This is a genomic window from Prevotella sp. HJM029 (assembly GCF_000599605.1).
In the GTDB taxonomy this organism is placed as follows: Bacteria; Bacteroidota; Bacteroidia; order Bacteroidales; family Bacteroidaceae; genus Prevotella.
In genome coordinates this window covers 198,116-224,861 of sequence record NZ_KK082668.1, presented here as the reverse complement: position 1 = coordinate 224,861, position 26,746 = coordinate 198,116, and the positions used below count along the sequence as shown (strand labels likewise).

The following is a 26,746-nucleotide window of genomic DNA, read 5'->3' as shown; positions in this document are numbered from 1 at the left end:
AAAACATAAAACTATCAGATATGGGAAATTCTAAAAGAAACATTGCCATCGTTTGTGGCGGAGACTCTTCTGAGCATGATGTATCAATGCGTTCGGCACAAGGCCTATTTTCATTCTTTGATAAACAACGCTACAATGTATTTATTGTCGATGTGAAGAGGACCAATTGGCATGTTCACCTTGAAAATGGTGCCATTGCTGAGATTGATAAAAATGATTTTTCCTTTCAACAGGATGGTACTCGTTCCTTTTTCGATTACGCCTACATCACTATTCATGGTCAACCAGGAGAGAATGGAGTTATGCAAGGCTACTTTGACCTCATCCATTTGCCCTATTCCACCAGTGGAGTATTGGTTGAAGCAATGACCTTTGACAAATATGTGCTCAACAACTATCTAAGAGGTTTTGGTGTGAAAGTGGCCGATAGTGTATTGCTCCGCCGTGGAGAGCGCTACGATGAAGAAGCTATTGCGAAACGCATTGGTATGCCTTGCTTTGTAAAACCTGCGGCTGATGGAAGCAGTTTTGGCGTGTCGAAAGTTAAGAATGCTGACCAATTGGCACCTGCTTTACGTGTGGCATTTATGGAAAATAATGAAGTGATGATTGAAAGTTTCCTCAAAGGGACTGAAATCTCACAAGGTATTTATAAAACAAAGGATAAGGAAGTAGTATTGCCTGCTACAGAAGTAGTACCCAAGAATGAATTCTTTGACTATGATGCGAAGTACAATGGCCAAGTAGAAGAAATCACACCTGCACGCTTAAGCCCTGAAACAGCAAACAAGGTAGCTGCAGAGACAGCACGCATCTACGATATTCTTCATGCTAATGGAATCATTCGTATCGACTATATCATTTCAAAAGATCAAGACGGAAATGACGTTATTAATATGCTGGAGATTAACACTACGCCAGGTATGACCCCTACAAGCTTCATTCCTCAGCAAGTAAAGGCTGCAGGATTAGACATCAAGGATGTACTCAGCGATATTGTTGAAAACCAGTTTTAAAACCCTTTCATTATGAAAATACCTGCAGAATTTGACCCTATCAGGCCCTTTGAGCCTGAGGAACTACCCGCAGTCTACGATCGATTGCTGGCCGATGAGCAATTTAAAAAAGTGCTAAACTATCTCTATCCAGACGTGCCTCTTGAGCAAATTGCTACTAAGATGCGTGCTTGCGACACGAACCTTGCCTTTCAAAAGACCTTCTGCTACCCCTTCTTACAAGGATTGGTGCACAAGCTTTCTTTAGGATGCAACATGGATGCCTCTAACATTAACATCAAAGAGCGCTACACTTTTGTGAGCAATCATCGCGACATCGTGCTCGATTCTGCATTCTTAGACAAGTTACTCATTGATGTTGGCTTCGATACTACCTGCGAAATTGCGATTGGCGACAACTTGTTGAAATTGCCTTGGGTGCACGATTTGGTGCGTGTCAACAAATCGTTTACTGTGGAACGGGCACTCCATTCGGTTGAAATGCTACGCGCAAGCAAACGCATGTCGGAGTATATCCATTATGCTATCAACGAAAAGCGAGAAAATGTTTGGATTGCACAACGGCAAGGGCGAGCAAAGAACTCAAATGACTTAACCCAACCTGCCATTCTGAAAATGATGGCAATGGGTGGTGAAGGGACCATCATTGAACGGCTCATGCAATTGCATATCGTGCCATTAGCCATCTCTTATGAGTATGATCCCTGCGACTATCTCAAAGCACGCGAATACCAATTGCGCCGAGATCTACCTTATTGGAAGAAAGGTGACGGCGACGATATCGAAAGTATGCTCACAGGTATTCGCGGTTATAAAGGACATATCAACTATGTGTGTGCACCCTGTATCGACAAATGGCTCCTTACTTTGGATGAAGAAATGCCTAAAAATAAGCTTTTCGACACCATCGCTACACACATAGATACTGAAATTCACCGCAACTATCGTTTGTACCCCTGTAACTACATTGCACTCGATTTGATACAAGATACGCACCTCTACACCAGTTTCTATACAACAGAAGATTTACACTTTTTTGAGGAATATCTTGCAACACAGTTAGAAAAGATTGACATCGATAACAAAGATGAGAAGTTCCTACGTCTTTGTATCCTCAGCCAATATGCTTATCCTGCAAAGAATTACATGGCAGCACGCGATGGAAGTGGACGTTTAAAGTCATGGTTTAATCATCTTCCATTCGTTAAATAGAATGTGTGACAGGTCGAAAACAATCATCATAGCAATGGTAAGTTTGTGCTTACCATTGCTCCTCGCCTGCTCAAAAGACAGCTATGATGATGGTAATGGACGCTATTCCTTCTTGCAAGCCGACTTTGTTGAAGCTCCCGTACAACGACATGCCATCACATTTGCCGTTACGGATGCGGGGGATACCCTACGCTTTGCCTCCCCTTTCACAGCACCTTGGCTTGTAAACCGCGACACACTCTATCGTGCTTTGCTCTATCACCAGCCTTCATCCGCTACAAAGATAGCTGTTGATCAACTCACCCCTATCGCAGTGTTGCCCTATATTCCTCAACACCGCTTTAGGACTTTGCGCGCTGATCCTGTAATTTTTGAAAGCGCTTGGCTCAGCAAGCATCGTCAATACCTTAATATTGGATTGGCACTGAAGACTGGACAACAAGAGAATAGTATGCAAAGCCAACACCTCTCCATCATTGAAATGGATAGTGTCTCAACTGGAGGGCAACTCCAATTCATACACCTGCAACTATATCATGACCAAGGTGGTGTGCCAGAATACTATTCAACCCATGGTTATATCAGCGTTCCCATCCGCCATTTACCTCGAGGTTGTCATATAAGACTTTCCATGATGACTTATCAAGGCTATATCTATCGAAATTTTATTTTATAAATTCAAAACATAAGCATTCAACACCTTCCCTATGAAATTTATTAGACTCTCAATCCTCGCATGGTTGCTATGCACCACTTTAGTAACATATGCACAAGGCCCTAACAACACTGGTACTTATTATGCTGCTGCCAACCTACAAAAAGGTAGGGCGCTAAAAACGGCCTTCGCGACCATCATTAGTCATGGGACCCAAGATTTAGGCTACTCTAAACTATGGGAAGCCTACGAAAAGACCGACCTACGCCCTGATGGAACCATATGGGATATGTATTCAAACATCACACATTACAATCCAAAAACCGACAGAGCTGGCAACTATAGAAAAGAAGGTGATTGTTACAATCGTGAACATTCTGTGCCACAGAGCTGGTTTAACAAACAGTCACCCATGCGTTCTGACCTCTTCCACGTCTATCCGACGGATGGTTATGTAAATAATCGGCGTGGAAACATGCCCTTTGGAGAAAACCAAGGAGAATCTTACCAGTCAGAAGGTGGATTGTCAAAGGTGGGAAGATGTACTGTCACAGGCTTTAATGGCCCAGTCTTTGAACCCGCAGATGAATATAAAGGCGATTTCGCACGCACCTATTTCTATATGGCTACGCGCTATGAAGACTATTTAAACAACTGGACGGGCAACATTTTTGGTCCCGAATCCTATCCTGGAATCGTGCAATGGCAACTGCAAATGCTGCTACGTTGGGCGAAGAACGACCCTGTTAGTGAGAAAGAAACCAAACGAAATGAAGCTATCTACCAACTACAACACAATCGTAATCCTTTCATTGATTATCCTGGATTAGAACAATATGTGTGGGGGGATAGCGTAAATGTTGTCTTCCACTATGATGGGAAAACAAACACACCTATAACACCAGTGCCTCATCCTGGAGGAGAAACGCCTCCTTCTCCTGCCCCCATAACACCACCAACACCAACTATTAATCCCACGACAGGGCAAGCTACATTTAAGTTAGTCTCCTCACTTACAGAACTCAAAGCTGGCGATGAAATACTCATTGGTTATACTTCTGGAGGCACCTTCATGTGGAGTTCTGCCAAAGACTATCGCAACTCCAAAACCATCGCTATTCCACCTCAACAGACAATAAGCTTAAAAGTCAATGAAGAAAACGCCCCACGTAGTTTCATCTTGGGACAACAAGGTACAGCTTTTACCTTCTACGACCCTGTAGAGCAGCACTACCTGTCATATAAAGGGTCAAAAAATAACCTTTTTAATAGTGCATCTGCCACCTCCACTGAGGCTCAATGGATCATCAACATCACAGAAAATGCCCTTGCTGATATTGCCCCCTTAGATCATCCTGAGCGCGGAATATTCTGTAATACGCAGCATCACCGCTTCGCTTGTTATAAGTTTTCAAGGAGCGTGCAACGCATATCTCTCTTCGTGAAAGTCGTTCCTTCAGACATCAAGTCCTATCATTACAATGGGCAAACCATTGTTGACGTCTACACAATGAGTGGTAACCTCGTACGAAGACATGTCAAAATGGATGATGCACTGCAAAATCTTCCCGCAGGTATTTATATCATCGGTGGACAAAAATACGCTGTAAAATAGTTCTATATAAAAAAGAAGTATGTTTGAGCAGTCCCTTTCTGCTCAAACATACATAAAAGGGTGGGCAAATTCCCACCCACAATTTACATTAAAGTATTTAGAAGAAATCGTGTAAAACGATAACAACAGCCTTGTTCACACTGCCATTACAACCCTATTTCACAGGATAACGAGCTATTTGATAAATATAATTGTGCATAAAAAGTCATCCTTGATTACACAAAGATAGCCCCACCAACACATAGATAATTCCTAAAAAAGAGTAATCAAACCACTAAAAATAGTATCATAACACCCAAAAAGATTATATTTGCAAAACAATAAAAGAAGAGAAATAAAAGATTACAACAGATTTTCTGTATCGTAAATACTTTTCTTTCTGATTTCATTTTAATGCTACAAAATATTTATATTGATAAAAAAGAATATGAAACGATTGCAAACAATGATGAAACGCACCCTGATGACAACAGGGTTGGCTTCGACAATGGCACTCGCTGCAACCGCACAAAACGCCTCTGCCACCGCAATGAACAACCCACTGCTCCAAAAAAGCAAATTGACGTTTGGTGCACCCGACTTTAATCGCATCCAAGAGGGCGACTATCTACCAGCCTTAAAAGAGGGCATTCGACAGCAACGTAAAGAGATTCAGTACATTGTGAACAACAAACAGCGTCCCACCTTTGCCAACACGGTGCTGGCTTATGAGCAATGTGGCCAAACCTTAGACCGCGTCTCGAGCATATTCTATGCCTTGACGGGAGCACATAAAACAGCCGTTATAGCACAAACACAAAAAGAAATCACACCACTGCTCACCGATTTGCAAAACGAAATTACATTTAATGTAAAACTTTTCAAGCGCATTAAATATGTTTATGACCATCAACGCCAGCAGTTAAAAGGCGAAGATTTGCGCTTGTTAGACGAAATCTATAAAAACTTTGTTCGCAATGGCGCACTACTCTCACCCGAAAAGAAGGCGCGTATGGAGGAAATTAACAAACAGATTTCTGACCTCCAACAACAATGGAGCAATGTTTTGCCCGACGCAACCAATGCTGCTGTGGTGTGGGTAAATAGTAAAGATGAGCTGAAAGGCTTGAGTGAGGCCGACATTGCACAATGTAAAAAGGATGCAGAAAGTCGCGGTAGTAAAGCTCCTTATTGCATTGTCATCGTCAATACCACGCAACAACCCATCCTAACGAACTTAGAAAATCGCGAATTGCGCCGCAAAGTCTATGAGGCTTCGCGTCATCGTGCCGATGGAACAAACGCTTTCAACACCTACCCACTTGTGGTTGAGCTGGCTAAACTACGTGCCGAAAAGGCAAGACTCATGGGCTATCCCAACTATGCAGCCTATTCTTTGGAGAAAACGATGGCCAAAACGCCGCAGAATGTGCAGACTTTCTTGCAACAACTCACTACCGCTTATCTGCCCAAGGCACAGCAAGAGACGCTCGAGATTGAAGCCTATGCGCGCCAAACTATGGGCAACGATTTTCAATTACAGCCTTACGACCGCATGTATTATTCAGCGAAGATGAAACAAGAGAAGTTTCATTTCTCGGAAGATGACGTGAAACCCTATTTCAACATCGACAGTGTCTTGGTGAATGGCGTGTTTTATGCGGCTAACAGAGCTTATGGATTGACCTTCAAAGAGCGTAAAGACCTCCCCACTTATCATCCCGACATGCATGTTTTTGAGGTTATTGATTACGATGGCAAGCCTTTAGCCTTGTGGTATTGTGATTACTTCCGCCGCCCAACCAAACGTGGAGGAGCGTGGATGAGCAGCTTTGCTAAACAGAGTAAAGCGCGCCATCAACAGCCTATTATATATAATGTGTGCAACTATGCCAAAGCACCCGAGGGGCAACCCACTCTGCTTACGTGGGACGAAGTATCGACGATGTTCCATGAATTCGGTCATGCTTTGCATGGTATGCTGTCCGATTGTAAATACAACACACTGAGTGGGACGGCCGTAGCGCGTGACTTTGTGGAGATGCCTTCGCAATTCAATGAGTCGTTTGCCGCTATTCCAGAAGTGTTTAACCACTTTGCTAAGCATGCCAAAACGGGTGAAGCCATGCCCGATACACTGCGCAATAAAATCATGTCTGCGATGAATTATCATTCAGCTTATGCTTTAGGCGAGAATCTTGCGGCCTCTTCTGTCGACATGGCGTGGGCTACTTTGCCTGAAAACGAAGTGCCTTCGGCCGATAAAGCAGACGATTTTGAACGGCAGGCATTAAATAAATTGGGCTTATTCGATGCACAAATTCCACCCCGTTACAGCACTTCTTATTTCAATCATGTGTGGGGTGGCGGCTATGCTGCAGGCTATTACAGCTATCTTTGGACCGAGGTTTTGGCCGATAACATTGCCGATTGCTTTGCCAAGCGTGGAGCCTTGAGACGCGAAGTGGGGCAAGCGTTCCGACAACAAGTACTGAGCAAGGGCAACACCGAGGACTTAATGCAAACTTTTACCCGCTTCACAGGGTTGAAATCGCCTGATACTTCGGCCTTATTAAAGGCACGAGGCCTATAAAATGAAAAGGCTTTTGCATGGCGAACATGCAAAAGCCTTTCTTTCATTTGTTACAGATGCTTAGCTCAATGTAGCAACCAACATCCAAACATTCTTCTCTTGACCGGTCAAATAGTCATCCATTAAAGCAACGGTTACTTCGTCTTCAGCTTCTTGTGCAGCAGCCAATACACGACGTTCCTGTGCAATAATCACCTTCAACGTGTCCAAGATGTATTTCAAACCTTCCATCTTCTCGGCTTCAAAACCAGCCTCTTTCAACTGACTCTGCTTCAAATATTCGCTGAAACGATTCTCTGGACGAGCATCCAATTGCAGCAAACGTTCTGCCACCTCATCCACTTTTGCAGCTGCATCATTATACTGACCTTCATAATACTCATGGAGTTGATAGAACTTATCACCCTTAACGTTCCAATGGAAACCACGAAGATTAGCATAATAAACTTGGAAATCAGCCAACAGTTGACTTAACTCTTTTACAACTTTCTCTACTTTTTTAGTATCTAAGCCTGTGTAATCTAAATTTTTCATATCTCTATATTTTTAAAAAATAAAATGTTTATCCTCCTATTTCGTTCTCTGTTGTGGCGAAGATAGACAAAAACGAATTGCAAACCAAATGATTTTATCAATAAAAGTATTTATAGTATAAATCATGATCCATCAGTAATTGTCATCTTGTTGGCTCACCTTTATTCAATAAACGACACCCAAACTCACCCCCATCTGGTATTGATGATAGTTGTTGCCCCGATACTTTGCCGTTGCAATCGCGTCTATCCACCCCTTGATGAATGCTTTGGCGCGATAGTTTTTAAACGCGAGGGGATGCTCATAAGCGACATCTACATGGCCGAAAGCATAGTTGAGACTATAATAACGCATATCGGGCAACAGCACTTGCCGTGCATAATCGGTATGCACATCGGCCAAATCGAGTCGGCTTCGCGTAGAAAAGCTGTAGCCACCTTGCACGTTTAGTGTGACGGCATGGCAGCTTCCACCCATTTCTAAAGCCGCATTGAGTCGACGATATTGCAGTTCTGAGGTGGGCAACAAATAGCGATTGGTCACAGTTTGATAGGTAAGCAAGCCACCAATGTAGCCCCATTTACCTTGTGTTTCGAGCGTGCTCAAACGATAGTGTACGTTGGCATTGAGCACTTTCACTTGGTAACGTTTCTTGAAAGTGAGCTGATTGTCGTAGCGATAGGAGCTGATGCCCGTCGCAGGGTCGGTGGTAATAACCAACTGTGGACGATATTCGTTGGCATAAGCCTCTTCGTATTGCGCCCCCAAGTCGATGCGATGCAACAGATGTTGCGTGCGAATGAGCGTTTGATGGGTGAAACCATAATCGTAAGAGTAGTAGTGCCCAGGCCGGTATTTATATTGTCCTAACACACTTTCGCTGCCACGTTGCAGTGTGAGTGTGGTCAAACTGCGCAGCGCTTCGTCGGTTGTTTGAGTATACCAAGATAGCTCTGTGCCCAAAGTGTGGTTCACCCATTCGCGCTGAAACGCACTAAAGCCGCCCAAAGTGCCCACAGCATGCTCCATACCTGCCATCAAATAATACTTCAAGTTGGCATCTTGTTGCACGGTAGTAAGCCCATTTATCTTCTCTTTTCGGCGGTCATACCAACCCGAAAGACCGATGGCTTGCCGTCCAAAGTGGTAGAGCAGGCTCGGCGTAATGCGATAGTTCAGCAACTCAGCACGTGAACGTGGGTCGCGCAAACGGCTCAAATCACCCACCGTATAATCCAACTTCGCACCAAAATTCCATGCACCTATCTGAGTTGTTCCTACTGAAGCCGAGAGTTTAATGTTCTGAAAATCGTAACGACCTGCACGAGATGAGCCTGCAAAATAGGGGTTACTATTGTAAGGGCGCATCACATCGGCCCACGCTTTCTCCTTGGTTCGTCCCGTGTTGAAGTCAAACTTCCCATAGGCATAGAGCCATTTGGAGAGCTTTTGATAACTTTCGGTTACGAAATGCAACGCATGTGTCGATGTACCCTCTTGCACACGACGATAATGTCCGCCATCATAAGTGTAACGAAAAGCTGCTGTTCCACGGTTAGGCGATGCGTCAATGGCCAAGCCTGCCGCATTATTCGTGTGGTGAAACAGCAGTTGTTGGTCGAGCATCTGGTAGTGTCCCAGAGACATCAGACTATCGTTTGCAGACTGACTCCATGCAGGAAGTGTCGCCATCACACATAGGATGAGACTATATTTACTCTTCATATTCCCGAATATTTATCGTTGTTGAGCGACCAAAATCGCTGCTACTGTTGTTCGTATCCTGCAAAATGCGCTGCCCACTACCGCCCGTTTGCCGGGAAACACGTCGGTAAAGCACCTCGCTGTTATAACCATTCGCGGCATGAACAACCCCATATCCCGCATCAATATCATTGTTGAGGCGTTTCGTAGCCACATCAACTCCGGCAGGTTTATATTTTAAAATGTCAACACCATCCATGACATAGCGTTTAGGGATGGCCAAATATTGCATGCCATTGTTCTTGCCAAAAGCATAAATCTTTGGGAACATTTGCACACGAAGCGTCGTTTTAAAAATCACAACGCCATTGGGGCCACCCGAAAGGAAATTCATATTTGAGAGCGCAGGCAGATTAGAATACACCAAATCCAGCGCTGCAACAGCAGGATTGTTTTGTGTTCTGCCTCGTGCATCCTTCGCTTCGTAGTCGGCAGTAGTGAGGTTTTGTGCTAAAGGAATATTCAGCTTGTGGTTCACCGCACTATTCGTTATCACGACACTACCGCCGGGTTGCACCACATGAGGCGTGGAAGTGGGGATTTGAAACACCTGCTTGCACACAACAATGCTGTCGTTATATGCCGTATGGAGGTTGGAAAGGGTATAAGCCAGCGTGCTGCCTGTCTCCAATAAACCGATGTATAGGCCTGCCACATCCACAGGTTGGTCGCTCTGATTATAAAGCTCTATGTATTGTGCTGCTGTCGAATTCCGGTTGTTTCGGTCTTTGTTGCCGGCATAAAACACCTTGCTGATAACCAATGAGCGTTTAATCGCGAGGATAGTGGGCAACGTAATGGTGGTAGATTGATCGATGAGTTGGTTGTTAAGTGTGGCCGATACCACAGCACCCTCATTCACTTGTGTGTCGCCTGTGGCCTGACTGTATTCGGCAAAGGATAGGTTCCATGCCGCCGAGACGGTGTAAACGTCGGGCACAAGGTTGGCAAATGTGGCCTCACCCTGCGCATTTGTCGTAGCTGTTAGCTTGACACCATCGGCATTGGTGAGCGTAATGGTGTGTCCATTCAGCGCCATTGTGCCGGTAAGTGCCGTGGGAACGGTCAGTTTTATCGTGGTGGAAACGGCTTGTGTGGTGTCGCTATAGTCAACACAACCATTTAAAAGCAAAGTTAAAACTACGGCTATATAGCCTTCGAAGCATTTCATTCTTGAAGCAATGCGCCCTATAAAAGCAGCCTTTACAGCTATCTTTGCCGCGTGATGATGATATTTTCTCATATTTTCTTGTTGTCCATTATAAATTAAAATAAAGCTCAACGCCATAACCAAAGCTGCCCACATTGCGCTGAGAAAGCGTGGTTGTGGTGCTATTGTGCAGGTAGGGTTCATAGAAGAGGGCGTTGTTTACATATAAACTCAAGCCGCCAATATTGCCCAACTCTTTGGTTAAGCGTGCGGAAAGGTTCCAGGTGATGGGCGTTTTCGAGGGCACTGCATCACTGGCACGCACCACAACATCGCTTAAACGCACATAGTGACCGGACGGAGCAGCAGCATAATAATGGCCATCTAAGTCTAAAAAGCCTCGCATCATGTCGGGGGTAATGGGGTGATAGTTGAGGTCGGGCGTGAGATAGCCGATGGGATTAGTGGTGCTCACCTTGTTAAAACTATAATTATACCAAATCACTTGTCCCGTGAACGAAGCCACCATGCGCAGGCGTGGAATATGGGTTACCATGCGTAGCGTATTGATAAATTGGCGATAAATGTTGCGATTGCAGTCCGAAGGATAAACCATTTTGAAAGGAGTCAGCCCATAGGCAGAATAAGTAGCAGGCAAAAGAGACGGAGAAACACTACTGTATGTGCGCCCCTTCTGCCATGTTTCCATTTCAGCATAAGCCCCATTGAAATAGATAGTCGTGTTGATGGGGTTGATAACACCTAAATCAAAATCGAATTCTATGCCTTTGTTCACCGTTACATTCTCATTACCAATCTCGCCTGTTGTCATAAATCGCAGGTCACGGTGTGCGGGATTGTTGAAATTTACCTTCGTGGCTGCCCCCGGTGTGAGCACCAATCCTTGTGTGGGGGTGTAGACATTGCTATAATAGGTGATGTAGTTGAAGAGCGGACTAAAACCATTTGGCGTCCGGTCTTGATAGGCTAAGAGGCTCAATTTGCGGTTACCTGGCAAACGAAGGTCAAGGCCTAACTCCACCTTTGTTGTCGTAGCATTCTTCATTCCCTTGCTATAAGGCACCTGATAAACCTGCGTGTGGTAGAGCAATAGCTGCGCAGCGGGGTCGCCAACGGGCATATAATTCGCTGCAACATGGTCCTCATATTTGGGCGAAGGATAGAGATAGTCTAAACTTGGCGTCTTGCTATTGAGGCCGATTCCACCGCGAAGATCTATCCATTTTGCCGCTCTATACATGAGATTGAGCCGAGGTGAGAGTGCGGTTGTAGACACCTGGGCAAAGGGTTGCTGCGTCGTGAAACGCAAACCCACATTGGCACGGATGAAATGCTGTTTCGTAACGTGCCACGTAAGGTTGTCCTCGGCATAGAAAGAAAGCTGATGCAACGCCGGATAGGACGAGAAAGCACGTGGCCGACCATCGCTGTTGGGGGTATAAGGGCGTTCATCATTCTCGTTATAATAGCCTCGTCCACTATTCCAACTCACCCGATAATCAACACCCATCTTAAAGCTTTGGTTCGTTTTTCCAGCATTGAAGAAGAAGCTATCGTTTAACTTTGCAAAGAAATTGGCCGGACTACTCCGGGTATTTCCTGTGGCCAAATAGCTCGAAGTCGTCCAAGGCACGGCGTGATAGCCCGTCTCTTCGGCCGTAAGAATGGGTAAAAGTCCCGATGAAACGGGGACAATTCGGGTGTTTTTACTATTCACTTGCGAGAAACTTCCACCTAATGTGTAGGATAATGTGCGCATCAAAGGGCGGTTCATGCTAATGCGTCCGTTGTGGGTGAGGTTGAAACTGTAATTCTTATTGTTGTTTTCTGTGCCGTCATTAATAGCATCTGGGTCCTTTCCACTCCAATCATTGGCATAGAACAAACGCAGTTTGGTGTCGATATGCCATTGCTTCGAGAGGTTATAGCCATGCCCCACATTGAACGTATAACGACCATAAGAACGCGTCTTCATGCGCGGATCGCCCCACGCTTTGGCATAATCGAAATTGAAATTCATGATGCCTGCCTGCGCCAAACGGAACCCTTTGCCCAACGAATAGTTCTGTAAAGCGGGATTTACTTTCGCTCTAAACTGCCAAGGAGTGAGTCCCACTTTAGAGTGAACAATCACCAAACCGCTTGTTAAGTCGCCATATTCGGCAGAAGGAATGCCACGGACCACTTCCACATTGTCGATGTTGTCGGCGCTAATCTGACGCAAATCGGTGCCCACAAAAGCCGCGCTTGAGAAGCCTCCGGCCGTCATTGTGGCATTGTTTGAAAGGGGCATTCCGTCAACAACGATGCTTGAACCAAACGCACTGGTGTTGTTATTGACCAACGTTCTGAGCTGAAGGTTGCTCTGTTGTGTAAGGTCTAAGTTCCCCATTTGCTTGCCGGGAAGCAGCTGCATGATGTCTCCTAACGATGAAGCCTGCAGGTGATCAATGGCTTGTCGGCCGATAATGCTCGTTGTTGAAGCACCCGATGCCTTTTGTTGTGCCGTCACTACCACCTCTTTCAATGCTAAAGAGGTGGGTGTGATGCTGATTTTAAAATCTAAATCACGCGTGACATCCACAACCATCTGATATTTTTCATACCCCACATAGCGCACTTCTAAGGTATAACGCCCGTTAGGAATTTTGCTGAAAGTGGCCTTTCCATCGATATTGGTCACGGTGTAGGCCTCCAAAGGGTGCAGATAACAACTGGCCATCATGACCGATTCGTTCGTTCCTTTCTCAAGAACCGTCACACGAATAGTGAACGCATTGCTTGCCGTTTGTGCTTGTACGCGGTTCATGAGAACGCTAAAAACGACAAAGAGAATAACGAACAGGGAAAATCGCTGTTTCATATTTTGCATAAACTATTTTCGAAAAATCCTAAATACAAATTCATTTTAAACAATGCAAAGATATGAGAACAGATGAAAAACCGCAATACCTACAAATAGGTATTTATGCCTTTTTTGACTATCTTTGTCCAGAACTAACATAAAGAAGATAGAAGATGGACAACGAAGTATTAAAAGCTTTGCGCGAGCGGCGCAGCATTCGTAGTTTTAAAGCTGAACAAATTACAAACGAAGAACTGCAAACAGTATTAGAGTCGGGCACGTGGGCACCCACTGGAAAAGGATTACAAAGCCCCTATATTGTGGCAGTTCAAAACGCAAAACAGTTGGAATGGCTACGTAAAGAGAATGCAAAGCTGATGGGAGTGAGTAGCGATCCTTATTATGGAGCGCCCACCATTGTGCTGGTTTTTGCACCTCAAGAGTGGCCCAACAACGTGAAAGATGGCAGTTTGGTGTTAGGCAACATGATGTTAGCAGCCCATAGTTTGGGCTTAGGTAGCTGCTGGATTAATCGGGAAGAGAAAATGTTTGAAACTGCAGAAGGACAGCAACTGATGCGCGATTGGGGACTTCCTGAAGGACTCATAGGCATTGGTGCATTGGCATTGGGCTATCCTTCGTCTTATCCCAAGACCATCAAACCTCGTAAAGCCGATTATTATCGTATCATTAAATAGCCCATTTCATCGCAATTTTCAGAAGGGGAAAGTTACTCATGCTTTTCCCTTTTTGATGCCATGCTGGGTGTAGAAGGCTGCAAGCCCTCATCACTCTTAGACCATTTTTAAATCGAAGACAAACAGGCAGAACTCATACTGGCTTCATTCCATACGCGCATTGTAATCCACATAGACGCATTACATTCGCCAACGTGAGACGATTAAAAATGAAACGCGAGCCGAATGTCCTCCCTACCTCTCTCCCATTATCCTACCACTCGGTTGATAGACTGAGGAAAGTTGATGGAGGTTGTCAAACAATATCGTATAGATTGTAGCACAAAGAAGCCCACTTTGTGCTGTAATTCAATAGAGATTACCAAACAATTTGGCGTATCTTGTTCGATGCTATCCTCATCATTGTGCGATAAGTGTGGAGATAACGCTTTGCAATGGAGGATTATCCTTTGGGCTATAGCGATGAAAATGAAGAAGTAGATTTGCTTATTCACATCCTTTTCGCTATATTTGTAACATTCAATAGTGAGGAGTATGCAAAACGAGACCATGGCATTCGATATCTTACCCATAAGACTTCACAACCAGCAATTAGTGAATTCACAATTCAAATCTCCAGAAGATTTAGTTGCATGGATGGGAGCTATCCAGGCACAACAGCCTGAAATGGCAAAACTTGCACTTGCCTTGCGCCTGCAAAATGGGGCAATTGGGTGCATTAACGAAGCCATTGATCAAGCAAAAATCATACGTACACACGTGCTTCGGCCTACATGGCATCTTGTAACTTCACAGGATGTTAGATGGATGTTGCAGCTTTCTTATCGTAGATTGAAAAACACTTATGATACTTATGAGAAGGGTTCTGGACTATTATCAGAAGGACATGAATGGGCAAAGCATCTCGATATGCTTGCCGATTTCTTATGTCATCAGCATCTAACTCGTCAGCGACTATCGGAGCTGTTCACGCAAAAGTTGGGTAAATCTCATCCGCATTTTATGACCAGTTTGCTCTTGAATGCAGAGCTTGAAGGTATTGTTTGCAGTGGAAAACAACTGCAAGGGAAGCACACTTATACGCTCATGGATGAGTGGGTGCCACCTTATCCTGTGCCAACACACGAGGAAACGTTAGCTCTATTGGCACGAAAGTATTTTCAAAGCCATGGTCCTGCATGCTTTAAAGATTTTCTTTGGTGGTCGGGGTTAACGATCACTGAGGCGAGAGAAGCGCTCGCTTTGATTGGTCATGAGTTGCAAAAGGTGGTGCATGGAGACGAGGATTACTTCTTTTTTGAGCAAGCCATTACAAGAGGAAAGCGGGTGGAAAGCGTCATCTTTCTACCTGCTTATGATGAATATATCATTGCTTATAACGTGCGAAAGGATGTATTTCGCGCGAAAGATATGCCTAAAGCTTTCACTAAAAATGGCCTATTCTTTCCATTAGTCCTCGTCAATGGCAAAGCGATTGGCACATGGAAACTAAAAAACAAGAAGATGCCAATACCCTTATACACAATGTTTGAGGACATGAAACAGCCTAAAGAGCCCATACTTTCACGAGCTATTGAGGAGTTTTCTTTACGCCTTGGAACGGGTAAAGATGCGATGTTGTAGATAGTTGGGGAGCGATTTGAGCTCACTCCACAGCTATTAGAAGCACTAAAAAATAATTTTACTTAAGATATTTTCTACGGCTCCGACCTTGCTTTCCACATATCTTCCAGCCGCATCCCCTGCTTGACGCAAGTAATCGGCATCGGTTTCGAATTGCGATAGTAAGGCATCAAAAGATGCTTCACTGGTGATTTCGAAGCCTCCTTTTGCTTGTTTCAACTCTTGTGCCTCCTGGAAATGTTGGTTGTTAGGACCAAAGATAACAGGGATACCCCACACAGCAGCTTCTAAAACATTGTGGATACCCACACCAAAACCACCTCCAACATACGAAACTGTGGCGTAATGATAGATGGATGACAATAGACCAAAACAATCAATCAGCAGCACTTCGGCATCCAACACGTTTGCTTCATTGGCTTGTGTGTAGCGTACTACCTTGCAATGTGGCAGCAAGGCTTCGATGGATGCGAGGTGATCTTCGCCTATAACATGCGGTGCGATGATGAGTTTCCAATCGGGATGTTGTTCAAAATACTTCAAAAAGATAGCCTCATCGGGTGGCCATGATGACCCGGCAACGAATACTTGGGATGCTGAACCGACGAAACGTTCGACGATGGGAAGCTGTTTTGCAGCCGCTTTAATTTGTAACACACGATCGAAACGCGTATCCCCCACCACGTCAACGGCTGTGATACCGAGCGTTTTCAATAAAGCCTTGCTCTCTTTATTTTGCACAAAGAAGTGTGTAAAGCATTTCAACACCTTGGCATATTGCGCACCATACCATTTAAAAAACACTTGGTCGGGACGGAAAATGCTACTCACGCTATAAGTAGGAATATGACGATGCTGCAAAATATGAAGATAGTTATACCAAAATTCATATTTGATGAAGAACGCCATCACGGGTCTTACTGTACGTAAAAAGCGTTGTGCGTTGCGAATAGTATCAAGAGGTAGATAGCAAATGATGTCAGCTCCCGCATAGTTTTTACGCACTTCATAGCCTGAAGGCGAAAAGAAGGTAAGTAGAATTTTATATTCGGGGTGGAATTTCCGTATGCTTTCCATCAATGGTCTACCCTGTTCGAACTCACCTAATGAGGCAGCATGAAACCAAATATAGCGTGCTTGTGGGTCGACTTTCTCTTTTAAAAGCGCCACAGCCTGTCGCTCTCCATCCCACATTTTCTTTACTTTCTTACTGAAGCGGCTTGCAATAGCCACACCAAACAAGTAAAGATAGATAACAATTTGATACACAAGAATTGTTGTTTAAACCTACTTCCTACTCCTATCTCTTTATTTTAAAATCTCAACTGCACGTTGAATACGACGCAAAGTTTCTTCTTTTCCTAAGAAAGCCGATATATCAAACATACCAGGACCAATGCCTTTACCTACTAATGCGAGGCGGAATGCATTCATTACGTCGCCCAATTTGTAGCCTTTTTCCTCTACCCAGTGCATAACTATAGGCTCTTGTCCCTCAACAGTGAAGTTGGTTATGCCCGAAAGTACATCAGAAAGCTCAGCCATTTGCTGTGCAGAGTATTCTTTCCAGCGCTTTTTAACAGTCTTTTCATCATAGGAAGCGGGCGCGATGAAGAAGAAAGTGCATAAATCCCATAACTCTTTTACGAAATTAACGCGGTCTTTCATCAGGTGAACCACTTGCTGAATGCGCTCCATTGTCTCATCTACTCCGTTATTAGCTACAATAGGAGCAAAGAGAGTTGCAATCTCTTCGTCGCTTTTTTTCAAAATATATTCATGGTTAAACCATATCCCTTTTTGGTAATCGAACTTCGCTCCATGCAAGGAACACTTGCTGATATCAAAGGCCTTCACCAACTCTTCTAACGTGAAGAGTTCTTGTTCGGTACCGGGATTCCACCCCAATAGGGCTAAAAAATTCACGACAGCCTCAGGGAAATAGCCGCTTTCGCGATAGCCTGACGACACTTCTCCCGTCTTAGGATCATGCCATTCTAAAGGAAACACAGGGAAACCGAGTCGGTCTCCATCACGTTTACTGAGCTTACCCTTACCTTCAGGCTTCAGTAACAAGGGCAGATGGGCGAACGATGGCATCGTGTCTTCCCAGCCAAACGCTTGATAAAGCAACACATGTAGCGGTGCACTGGGCAGCCATTCCTCGCCCCTGATGACATGTGTAATCTCCATTAAGTGGTCATCCACGATGTTTGCCAAGTGATAGGTGGGCAATTCGTCGGCACTTTTGTACAAGACTTTATCATCAAGAACATCACTTTTTACGATTACCTCGCCGCGAATTAAATCGTGAACATGCACATCAATATTGGGTTCTACTTTAAATCGAACGGTATATTGCACCCCATCAGCAAGAAGTTGCTTCACTTCTTCTTCAGAAAGTGTCAGCGAATTGCGCATCATCAGTCGGGTGTGGGCATCATATTGAAAGTTCTTTATTTCATTTCGCTTCACTTCTAACTCCTCAGGTGTATCGAAAGCAAGATAAGCTTTCCCTGATTTGAGTAGCTGATCAACATATTTTTTATAGATTTCTCGGCGCTCACTCTGCCGGTAAGGACCATGTTTTCCACCAAAACTAACCCCTTCATCAAACTGAATACCCAGCCAACGAAATGATTCTATAATATATTCCTCCGCACCAGGAACAAAGCGTTGTGAGTCGGTATCTTCTATTCTAAAGATAAGTTTACCACCATGTTGACGGGCAAACAGATAATTATAGAGGGCTGTACGTACGCCACCGATGTGCAAAGCACCCGTGGGACTGGGGGCAAAGCGCACCCTTACTTTTCTTTCGGACATTTCTTTAAATGATTATTTTGCGCAAAATTAATATTTTTTTTTCAGTATTGTGTGATTTTTTAGTATTTTCGCAAAGCCAAATATAAAAGCAACAACATGGATATATTCAATAAATATCAAAATATTCAATGGCGAAAGATTGTAGCACAATCTGCGCTTGTCTTCGTAACGGTGCTCGTCATTGTATGGTTTATGCCCCGACATCAGCAAACATTCTTTCGCTATGACATAGGAAAGCCTTGGATGTACAGTTCATTAATTGCCAATTTCGACTTCCCTATTTACAAATCTGACGAAAGTATTAAAGCCGAACAAGACTCTATTCTAACGGCTTTCCAACCTTATTACAATTATAATAAGGCGCAGGAGCAGCAACAAATCAAACTTTTCCGCCAAGCCTTTAGCCAGCCTTCCAATATCCTTCCAGCTTCGGTAGTGCACGTGATTACCGACCGGTTACACAGACTATATAGTGCAGGTATTATCGGAACACCTGAGTATAACCGCATTGCCAAGGACTCTATGCGCATGGTTCGTCTCATCAGTGGCAAAGAAGCCAGGAGCGTTCAAGTGAATTGTCTCTATTCAACCCTCACGGCTTACGAGACTTTATTAGGTGATCCTGCACTTAGCCCCTATCGAAATATTTTGCAACGCCACAACTTAATTAATTACATTGCGCCCAATGTGGTCTACGATCGACAACGAAGTGAGGCCGAGAAGAGCGATTTATTAAGCAGTATTCCGTTAGCCAGTGGCATGGTGATGAGCGGACAAAAGATTATAGATCGAGGAGATATTGTTGATGAATACACCTTTAGAGTGCTCAATTCTTTTGATAAAGAGTTGCAAAGACTCAGTGCATCCAAGACCGAAATCACCGACACGTTAATTGGACAAGTCCTTTATATCACCTTGCTTGTTGCTATTTTTACAAGCTATTTGAATCTATTCCGCAAGGATTACCTACTGAAATCGCGCAACATCGCTATGCTTTATGCCAGTATCACGGTGTTCCCTATTGCGGTTTCTTTAATGATTACACACAGCATATTCAACGTCTATATACTACCTTTTGCGGTGGTTGCTATCTTTGCACGTGTGTTTATGGATTCGCGGACGGCCTTTCTCACCCACGTTGTCATGGTGTTAGCCTGTGCAGTTGCGGTAAGATACCAATACGAATTTATTGTTATTCAGTTGCTATCGGGACTCATTGCCATCTATTCATTGCGCGAACTTTCAAGCCGTTCACAACTTTTTAAGACCGCTTTATGGGTTACTTCGGGCAATATCGTGATTTTCTTTGCCATCCAGCTCATGCAAAGTAACGACATTATGAAGATGGATTTTGATATGTACACTATCTTTATCGCCAATGGTGTGTTGCTGCTGTTAGCTTATCCTCTGATGTATCTCATTGAAAAGACATTTGGTTTCGTTTCAAATGTCACACTGATTGAACTATCAAACACCAATAAAGGTGTGCTACGTGACTTAAGTGAGATTGCTCCTGGCACGTTTCAGCACTCTATCACCGTAGGAAATATTGCTGCAGAAATTGCCAATCGCATTGGTGCGAATAGCCTATTAGTGCGTACAGGAGCACTCTTCCACGATATTGGGAAGATGAAAAACCCCGTATTCTTCACCGAAAATCAAGCTGGAATAAACCCCCATGACAACATGAGTTATGAACAAAGCGCACAGATTATTATCAGTCACGTGACCGATGGAGTGAAATTAGCCGAAGAGAATAATCTCCCTGCCATCATCAAAGAGTTCATTTTGACCCATCATGGACGGGGTGTTGCCAAATATTTCTACATTAAGTATAAGAATGAGCATCCCGATGAGGACGTTGATATAGAAAAGTTCACCTATCCAGGTCCTAACCCATTCACACGTGAACAAGCCATTTTGATGATGTCTGATGCTACAGAAGCCGCCTCACGCTCACTGAATGATTATACCGAAGAGAGCATTAGTGGCTTGGTAAACAAAATTATTGATGGCCAAGTGGCTGAGGGTTTCTTCGCCGAATGTCCCATAACGTTCCGCGATATTAGTTTAGCTAAAAAGATTATCGTGTTCCGTTTGATGGCAATTTATCACACCCGCATACAATATCCAGAGCTAAGCAAGCGTGCTCAAGATGAAGAAAAAAAGAAAGAAGCACCTTTATCGCCTGCAGAAACGAAAGCTGTAGAGGGCGCGTAGATAATGCTATATCCGACAAAAAAGGTGCACAAGAGGATTTTTCATATGCCTTTTGTGCACCTTTTTATAATGACCATTTATCTTAACAAAAGAGGTTGTGTAGCTTTCTTATTTTAATTTTGAAATACATTTCATAGAAATAAGAAAAATTGGGCACATTTTATAATTAGCTACACCTCACCTTGTTACAAAGAGAACGCCACATCATCATCATCAAAAACATCAAAAACACAGCACTTTTGCAGCTCATTTTCTAACTTTTTCTTATCTCATCAGCTACAAATGTGATGGACTTTACTCGTAAAAATAGCCCATTTTGCTTCTCAAAGTAATCGGTTTACACAAAACTACTCCCATAGAAAGGATGCAGAACTCTGTTTCGGTCATTAGATTTATCTATTTCCTCGCTTTTAAAAGACATGTTTTTCTACACTTTATATTGACAAAATAGAAATCGTATAGACCCATTCTTCAAACTGCCCCCAACGATGTATTCAACAAGCATATTTATGGGGTAACAAGCCACTTTTGAAATGTTGCTGCAAAAAGGAGTCGCATACACGCTGGCAGCACACGGCACTACCCCCTTCTTTCAACCACTTTTCATCTGAAAGTCTTTGCCATTCATGGAAAATACATTAATTTTGCGCCCACAAATAGCTATTTGATGAAAATATTAATCACGGGTGCCAGTGGTTTCATTGGCAGCTTTATTGTGGAAGAGGCACTGAAACGTGGCATGGAAGTATGGGCAGCTGTGCGTAAAAGTAGTTCAAAAGCCTATCTCACCGATGCGCGCATTCACTTTATAACGCTTGATTTCTCTTCGCAAGAAGCACTCGAGCAACAACTTGTCCCCCACACCTTCGATTACATTGTACATGCTGCAGGCCTCACGAAAAGCTTGCACCATGACGACTTCTATCGGGTAAACACCGATGGGACACGCCATCTTGTGCAAGCTATTTTAGCACTTAGGATGCCAATTAAACGATTTATTTTCCTAAGTAGTCTAAGTGTTTTCGGTGCCATTAAGGAGCAACAACCTTATCAAGAGATTGAGGAAACAGACCATCCACAACCCAACACCGTGTATGGAAAAAGCAAGTTGAAGGCCGAAGAATTCTTGGATAGTGTGGGGAACGACTTCCCTTATATCATATTGCGTCCTACAGGTGTCTATGGTCCACGCGAGAAGGATTATTTTTTGATGGCACAAAGCATCAAAAACCACGTGGACTTTGCTGCTGGTTTTCGTCGTCAAGACATCACCTTTGTCTATGTTTTAGATGTGGTACAAGCTGTGTTCCTGGCTTTAGACCGTGGAAAAGATGGCCGAAAATATTTCCTCTCGGATGGGAATGTTTACCAATCAGCCGATTTTAGCCATCTCATTCGCCAATATTTAGGCCGTCCTTGGTGCCTCAGAGTGGTGGCTCCGCTATGGGTATTGCGGTTGATCACGCGTGTAGGTGAAATTTATGGTCGTCTCACCGGATGTATTACGGCATTGAACAACGATAAATATCACATTCTAAAACAACGCAACTGGCGTTGTAATATTGAACCCGCTGTTGACGAATTAGGCTACCATCCGCAATATAATTTGCAACAAGGTACGCAAGAAACCATTGCATGGTATCAACAGCATCACTGGTTATAAATGGCAAAAAAACAAAAGCATAAGAGCGTTTCACTACCTTGGCAAGGAAAAGGTTGGACACCCGAGTATAAAGGTTTATTGCCTTTTGAATGGGTAGTGCTGGCTTATATCCTCTTTACAGCTGCCATTGTGCTATTCACTTCTACCAAAATGGCCAACCCTGAAGCCATGATTTGGGGACGCATACGAGTAGGATCTATGATTATAGCCCTATGGATTGTCTATCGCCTACTACCTTGTAAGCTCACGCTGTTCATACGTGTAGGGGCACAGATGGCATTGTTGGCTTGGTGGTATCCTGACACCTTTGAGCTAAACCGTTTGTTCCCCAATCTCGATCATGTGTTTGCCACCTGGGAGCAACAACTCTTTGGATTCCAACCTGCTTTAGTGTTTGCTCACACATGCTCATCGCCCATCATTAGTGAGCTAATGGATTGTGGTTACGTGGCCTATTTCCCGATGATTGTAACCATCATTTTGTTCTATTTCTTTAGGCGTTATGATGAATTTCAGCGCACGGCTTTTGTCATTTTAGCCTCCTTTTTCACCTATTATGTCATCTTCGATTTGGTACCCGTTGTGGGGCCAACGTTCTATTATAAGGCAATAGGTTTGCACAATGCCGCGCAAGGTGTGTTCCCCAATGTGCACGATTATTTCAATTTGCATCAGGAATGCTTGCCAAGTCCAGGCTATACACATGGCTTTTTCTATGATTTAGTAGAGGATGCTAAGGCTGCTGGTGAACGACCTACAGCTGCTTTTCCAAGTAGTCATGTAGGGATTGCCACCATTTGCATGCTCCTTGCTTGGCGCACCAAGAACAAAATGCTGCTCTTTATCTTGCTGCCTTTCTATGTATTCTTATGCATGGCTACGGTTTATATACAAGCACATTATGCCATTGACGTCATTGCAGGCTTAATAACTGGCGTCGCTTTTTATTTTATTTTCAAATGGCTTTATCCACAACGCTGATTCGTTGGTGGATGAAGTGATATCAATTCAAAAACAATGGAGAAAAAATTATATATTGAAACCTATGGCTGTCAGATGAATGTTGCTGATAGTGAGGTGGTGGCTTCTGTAATGAAGATGGCTGGATACGACCTTTGTGAAGATGAAAACGAGGCTGATGCCATCTTTTTAAATACGTGTAGCGTACGCGAAAATGCTGAGAACAAAATATTTAATCGTTTAGATACGCTGCACGCTGAGCAGAAAAAAGGACGCAAACTTATTCTCGGTGTGTTGGGTTGTATGGCCGAACGCGTGAAAGACGACCTCATTCAAAATCATCATTGCAATTTAGTTTGTGGTCCTGATGCTTATTTAAATCTACCCGAAATGATAGCAGAATGCGAGTTAGGTCATGCCGCTATGGACACCGAACTCTCTACCACTGAGACCTATCGTGACGTGCTTCCACAACGTATTGGCGGCAACAAGGTGAGCGGATTTGTGAGTATCATGCGTGGCTGTAATAACTTTTGTCACTATTGTATTGTGCCTTATACACGCGGAAGAGAACGTAGTCGGGATGTAGAGAGCATTCTTAACGAAGTGAAGGACTTAGCACAAAAGGGCTTTAAAGAGGTGACTTTATTGGGACAAAACGTGAACTCCTATGGACTTTTGCCAAATGGGAAACGCCCAAAGGAAGGCATTTCGTTTGCCGATTTGCTGCGCAAGGTGGCGCAAAGCGTCCCCCATATGCGTGTGCGTTTCACGACTTCGAACCCGGAAGATATGACCGAAGATATACTTTATGCGGTGGCCGAGGAGCCCAATCTGTGCAAACACATCCATTTTCCGGCACAGAGTGGCAGCAACGACGTGCTGAAACTAATGAATAGGAAGTACACACGTGAGAATTATCTTGAGAAGGTAGCTGCCATTAAGCGCATCATTCCCGATTGTGGATTGACCACAGATATCTTCGTAGGCTATCATAATGAGACAGAAGATGACCTGCAACAGACACTCGACTTGATGAAAACGGTGGCTTTTGATAGTGCCTTTATGTTTAAATATAGCGAGCGTCCTGGAACGTATGCTGCAAAACACCTGCCCGATAATGTGCCCGAAGAGGTGAAGATTGCACGCCTAAACCAGCTCATTCAGCTGCAAAACGAAATCAGTGCAGCCCAAAATAAAAAGGATGAAGGTAAGGAGTTTGTCATTCTAACAGAGCGTTTTGGTAAGCGCGACCGCAACCAACTCATGGGAAGAACCGAGCAAAACAAAGCCGTTATCATCAACAAAGGCAAGCACCATATTGGAGAATTCATCAAAGTGCGCATCACTGGATCAACCAGTGCTACACTCTTTGGCGAAGTCATTGACGAAGAATAGGAGGAAAAACGATGAGGGAGTTTCTACAAGTGTTGCGCCGTTTTGTGCCACCTTATAAGAAGTATTTGGCGTGGAGCGTGTTTTTCAACATCCTTTCGGCGGTGTTGAATATCTTCTCGTTTATGACATTGATTCCCATTTTGCAGATTTTGTTCAATACAAAGGATGTCACCCCGGTTGAGAAACTCATCACATGGGACAGTGTGCACGGTGTGGAGAGCATGGTAGATATGCTTACCAACAACGTCAATTATTACATTCAGCACTACATTGCGAGTGCAGGTCCAGCCAACACACTCTTAGTTATAGGACTGTTTTTAGCATTGATGACCCTCCTAAAGACCGCAGCTTACTTCCTTTCTTCGGCCACAATCATCCCCATTCGCACAGGTGTGGTGCGCGATATTCGCAACCAACTCTATCAAAAAATCACCGCATTGTCGCTTGGTTTCTTTAGCGAAGAGCGGAAAGGTGACATCATTGCACGCATGAGCGGCGACGTACAAGAGGTTGAAGGCTCCATCATGTCGAGCTTAGACATGCTGTTCAAGAACCCCGTACTCATCATAAGCTATTTCATTGCCTTGCTCATCACTTCTTGGCAACTCACAATCTTCACCATCATCTTTGTGCCCATCTTTGGTTGGTTCATGGGATTTGTGGGACGAAAGCTCAAAGCACAGAGCATTGAGGCACAGAGTTTATGGAGCGACACCATGAGTCAAGTGGAAGAAACACTCGGCGGTTTGCGCATCATCAAGGCTTTTTGTGCAGAGCTTTTAATGAACAAACGCTTTGATGATATCAATTCTAACTTCAGAAAGCAGGTGATGCGCGTGAACATTCGCCAGCAGTTGGCACACCCGATGAGCGAATTTCTTGGCACTGTGATGATTATTATCGTGCTGTGGGTGGGAGGAATTTTAGTGCTCAACTACAACACTTTGACCGGGCCTAAGTTCATTTACTATCTCGTGATGCTCTACTCTATCATCAATCCATTGAAGGAGTTTTCGAAAGCCAGTTACAATATTCCCAAGGGATTGGCCAGTATGGAGCGCATCGATAAGATATTAAAGGCTGAAATCAGCATTAAAGAGAAAGAACATCCCGTGCACATTGGCAGTTTTGAACATGCCATAGAGTTCCGTCATGTGTCGTTTAAATATGAGCAACGGTGGGTGTTACGCGATATTAACCTCACCATTCCGAAAGGGAAAATGGTGGCCTTGGTGGGGCAAAGTGGTTCGGGAAAATCAACATTGGTTGACCTTATTCCACGTTATTACGATGTGCAAGAGGGTGAAGTGCTCATTGATGGCATCAATGTGAAAGACCTTGGAGTGCACGATTTGCGGCAACTAATTGGCAATGTGAACCAAGAAGCCATCCTCTTCAACGACACCTTTGCCAACAATATTAAATTTGGTACGCAACAGGCTACGCAGAACGACATCGAACAGGCAGCTAAAATTGCCAACGCCTACGACTTTATTATGGAGACAGAGCATGGATTCGACACCAATATTGGCGACAGAGGCGGACGCCTTTCGGGCGGACAACGACAACGAGTGAGCATTGCACGTGCCATATTAAAGAACCCTCCAATCCTCATTCTCGACGAAGCAACATCGGCTTTAGACACCGAAAGCGAGCGATTGGTGCAGGATGCACTCACGCATTTGATGAAAACACGCACCACAGTGGCGGTGGCTCACCGCCTATCGACCATCAGAAATGCCGACGAAATCTGTGTGTTACACGAGGGACACATCGTGGAACGGGGCACACACGAGGTGCTCTTAGCACAAAATGGCTACTACAAAAAGCTCCACGACATGCAACAAGCCTGACCCATCGCCACGCTAAGCCCTCAATTTTCACTGCGCTAACACCCACTTCTCAGCGTGTTCGCGCTTATTGTTCGTGCCCTTTAGAGCTGCTTTTTGCAAGCATTGCTCCCCTAAAGCCATA

General features: G+C 44.1%; 18 protein-coding genes. 12 read left to right on the top strand and 6 right to left on the bottom strand.

From position 1 onward, the window contains the following. Positions 1 to 20 precede the first annotated feature (20 nt). The 5 genes from X919_RS0109675 to X919_RS0109655 all read left to right on the top strand — a co-directional run bounded on the left by X919_RS0109675 (position 21) and on the right by X919_RS0109655 (position 7,070). Positions 21 to 1,016, top strand: a complete 996-nt coding sequence (locus X919_RS0109675) for a D-alanine--D-alanine ligase (protein ID WP_028899944.1) — start codon at positions 21 to 23, stop codon at positions 1,014 to 1,016. 12 nt (positions 1,017 to 1,028) lie between these two features. After that, positions 1,029 to 2,228: a 1-acyl-sn-glycerol-3-phosphate acyltransferase gene (locus tag X919_RS0109670; protein WP_028899943.1), complete on the top strand. Its 1,200-nt coding sequence runs from the start codon at positions 1,029 to 1,031 to the stop codon at positions 2,226 to 2,228. A 34-nt stretch (positions 2,229 to 2,262) separates the two neighbouring features. Further along, positions 2,263 to 2,904 carry a NigD1/NigD2 family lipoprotein gene (locus X919_RS0109665; protein ID WP_036917795.1) on the top strand — a complete coding sequence of 214 codons (642 nt, stop codon included), beginning with the start codon at positions 2,263 to 2,265 and terminating at the stop codon, positions 2,902 to 2,904. 31 nt (positions 2,905 to 2,935) lie between these two features. Further along, positions 2,936 to 4,498, top strand: a complete 1,563-nt coding sequence (locus X919_RS0109660; protein ID WP_028899941.1) for an HNH endonuclease signature motif containing protein — start codon at positions 2,936 to 2,938, stop codon at positions 4,496 to 4,498. Between the two features lie 427 nt (positions 4,499 to 4,925). Next, on the top strand, positions 4,926 to 7,070 hold the full coding sequence (locus X919_RS0109655) for a M3 family metallopeptidase (RefSeq protein ID WP_028899940.1): 2,145 nt from the start codon (positions 4,926 to 4,928) through the stop codon (positions 7,068 to 7,070). Between the two features lie 60 nt (positions 7,071 to 7,130). Here the strand turns inward: X919_RS0109655 and X919_RS0109650 are convergent, their stop codons facing one another. The 4 genes from X919_RS0109650 to X919_RS0109635 all read right to left on the bottom strand — a co-directional run bounded on the left by X919_RS0109650 (position 7,131) and on the right by X919_RS0109635 (position 13,348). After that, on the bottom strand, positions 7,131 to 7,604 hold the full coding sequence (locus X919_RS0109650) for a Dps family protein (RefSeq protein WP_028899939.1): 474 nt from the start codon (positions 7,602 to 7,604) through the stop codon (positions 7,131 to 7,133). Between the two features lie 165 nt (positions 7,605 to 7,769). Then, a complete protein-coding gene (locus X919_RS0109645) occupies positions 7,770 to 9,329 on the bottom strand; it encodes a DUF6850 family outer membrane beta-barrel protein (protein ID WP_028899938.1) in 1,560 nt (519 codons plus the stop codon). Next, on the bottom strand, positions 9,319 to 10,611 hold the full coding sequence (locus X919_RS0109640) for a DUF4876 domain-containing protein (protein WP_081759458.1): 1,293 nt from the start codon (positions 10,609 to 10,611) through the stop codon (positions 9,319 to 9,321). The genes X919_RS0109645 and X919_RS0109640 overlap by 11 nt, the downstream gene beginning before the upstream one ends. Before the next feature lie 16 nt (positions 10,612 to 10,627). Further along, positions 10,628 to 13,348 carry a TonB-dependent receptor gene (locus X919_RS0109635; protein WP_371212589.1) on the bottom strand — a complete coding sequence of 907 codons (2,721 nt, stop codon included), beginning with the start codon at positions 13,346 to 13,348 and terminating at the stop codon, positions 10,628 to 10,630. Positions 13,349 to 13,557: 209 nt separating this feature from the next. Between X919_RS0109635 and X919_RS0109630 the strand changes: the two genes are divergently transcribed. Both X919_RS0109630 and X919_RS0109625 read left to right on the top strand, forming a co-directional pair. Then, a complete protein-coding gene (locus X919_RS0109630; RefSeq protein ID WP_028899935.1) occupies positions 13,558 to 14,082 on the top strand; it encodes a nitroreductase family protein in 525 nt (174 codons plus the stop codon). A gap of 549 nt (positions 14,083 to 14,631) precedes the next feature. Then, complete coding sequence (locus tag X919_RS0109625; RefSeq protein WP_028899934.1) at positions 14,632 to 15,705, top strand: winged helix DNA-binding domain-containing protein; 1,074 nt, start codon at positions 14,632 to 14,634, stop codon at positions 15,703 to 15,705. A gap of 45 nt (positions 15,706 to 15,750) precedes the next feature. Here X919_RS0109625 and X919_RS0109620 read toward each other — a convergent pair whose 3' ends face one another. Then, complete coding sequence (locus tag X919_RS0109620) at positions 15,751 to 16,974, bottom strand: 3-deoxy-D-manno-octulosonic acid transferase (RefSeq protein WP_028899933.1); 1,224 nt, start codon at positions 16,972 to 16,974, stop codon at positions 15,751 to 15,753. Between the two features lie 39 nt (positions 16,975 to 17,013). Further along, positions 17,014 to 18,531 (bottom strand): glutamate--tRNA ligase, encoded by a 1,518-nt coding sequence (gene gltX / locus X919_RS0109615; RefSeq protein ID WP_028899932.1) that lies wholly within the window; start codon positions 18,529 to 18,531, stop codon positions 17,014 to 17,016. Positions 18,532 to 18,627: 96 nt separating this feature from the next. On the opposite strand from gltX, the gene X919_RS0109610 reads away from it, so the two are divergent. From X919_RS0109610 to X919_RS0109590, 5 genes are all read left to right on the top strand, one after another. Then, entirely contained in the window at positions 18,628 to 20,751 is a 2,124-nt protein-coding gene (locus X919_RS0109610; RefSeq protein WP_028899931.1) for an HD family phosphohydrolase, read from the top strand. A 667-nt stretch (positions 20,752 to 21,418) separates the two neighbouring features. Then, complete coding sequence (locus tag X919_RS0109605; RefSeq protein WP_028899930.1) at positions 21,419 to 22,414, top strand: NAD-dependent epimerase/dehydratase family protein; 996 nt, start codon at positions 21,419 to 21,421, stop codon at positions 22,412 to 22,414. Further along, a complete protein-coding gene (locus tag X919_RS0109600) occupies positions 22,415 to 23,395 on the top strand; it encodes a phosphatase PAP2 family protein (RefSeq protein ID WP_028899929.1) in 981 nt (326 codons plus the stop codon). 36 nt (positions 23,396 to 23,431) lie between these two features. Further along, on the top strand, positions 23,432 to 24,772 hold the full coding sequence (gene miaB, locus X919_RS0109595; protein ID WP_028899928.1) for a tRNA (N6-isopentenyl adenosine(37)-C2)-methylthiotransferase MiaB: 1,341 nt from the start codon (positions 23,432 to 23,434) through the stop codon (positions 24,770 to 24,772). A gap of 11 nt (positions 24,773 to 24,783) precedes the next feature. After that, complete coding sequence (locus X919_RS0109590; RefSeq protein ID WP_028899927.1) at positions 24,784 to 26,625, top strand: ABC transporter ATP-binding protein; 1,842 nt, start codon at positions 24,784 to 24,786, stop codon at positions 26,623 to 26,625. Positions 26,626 to 26,746: the final 121 nt, after the last annotated feature.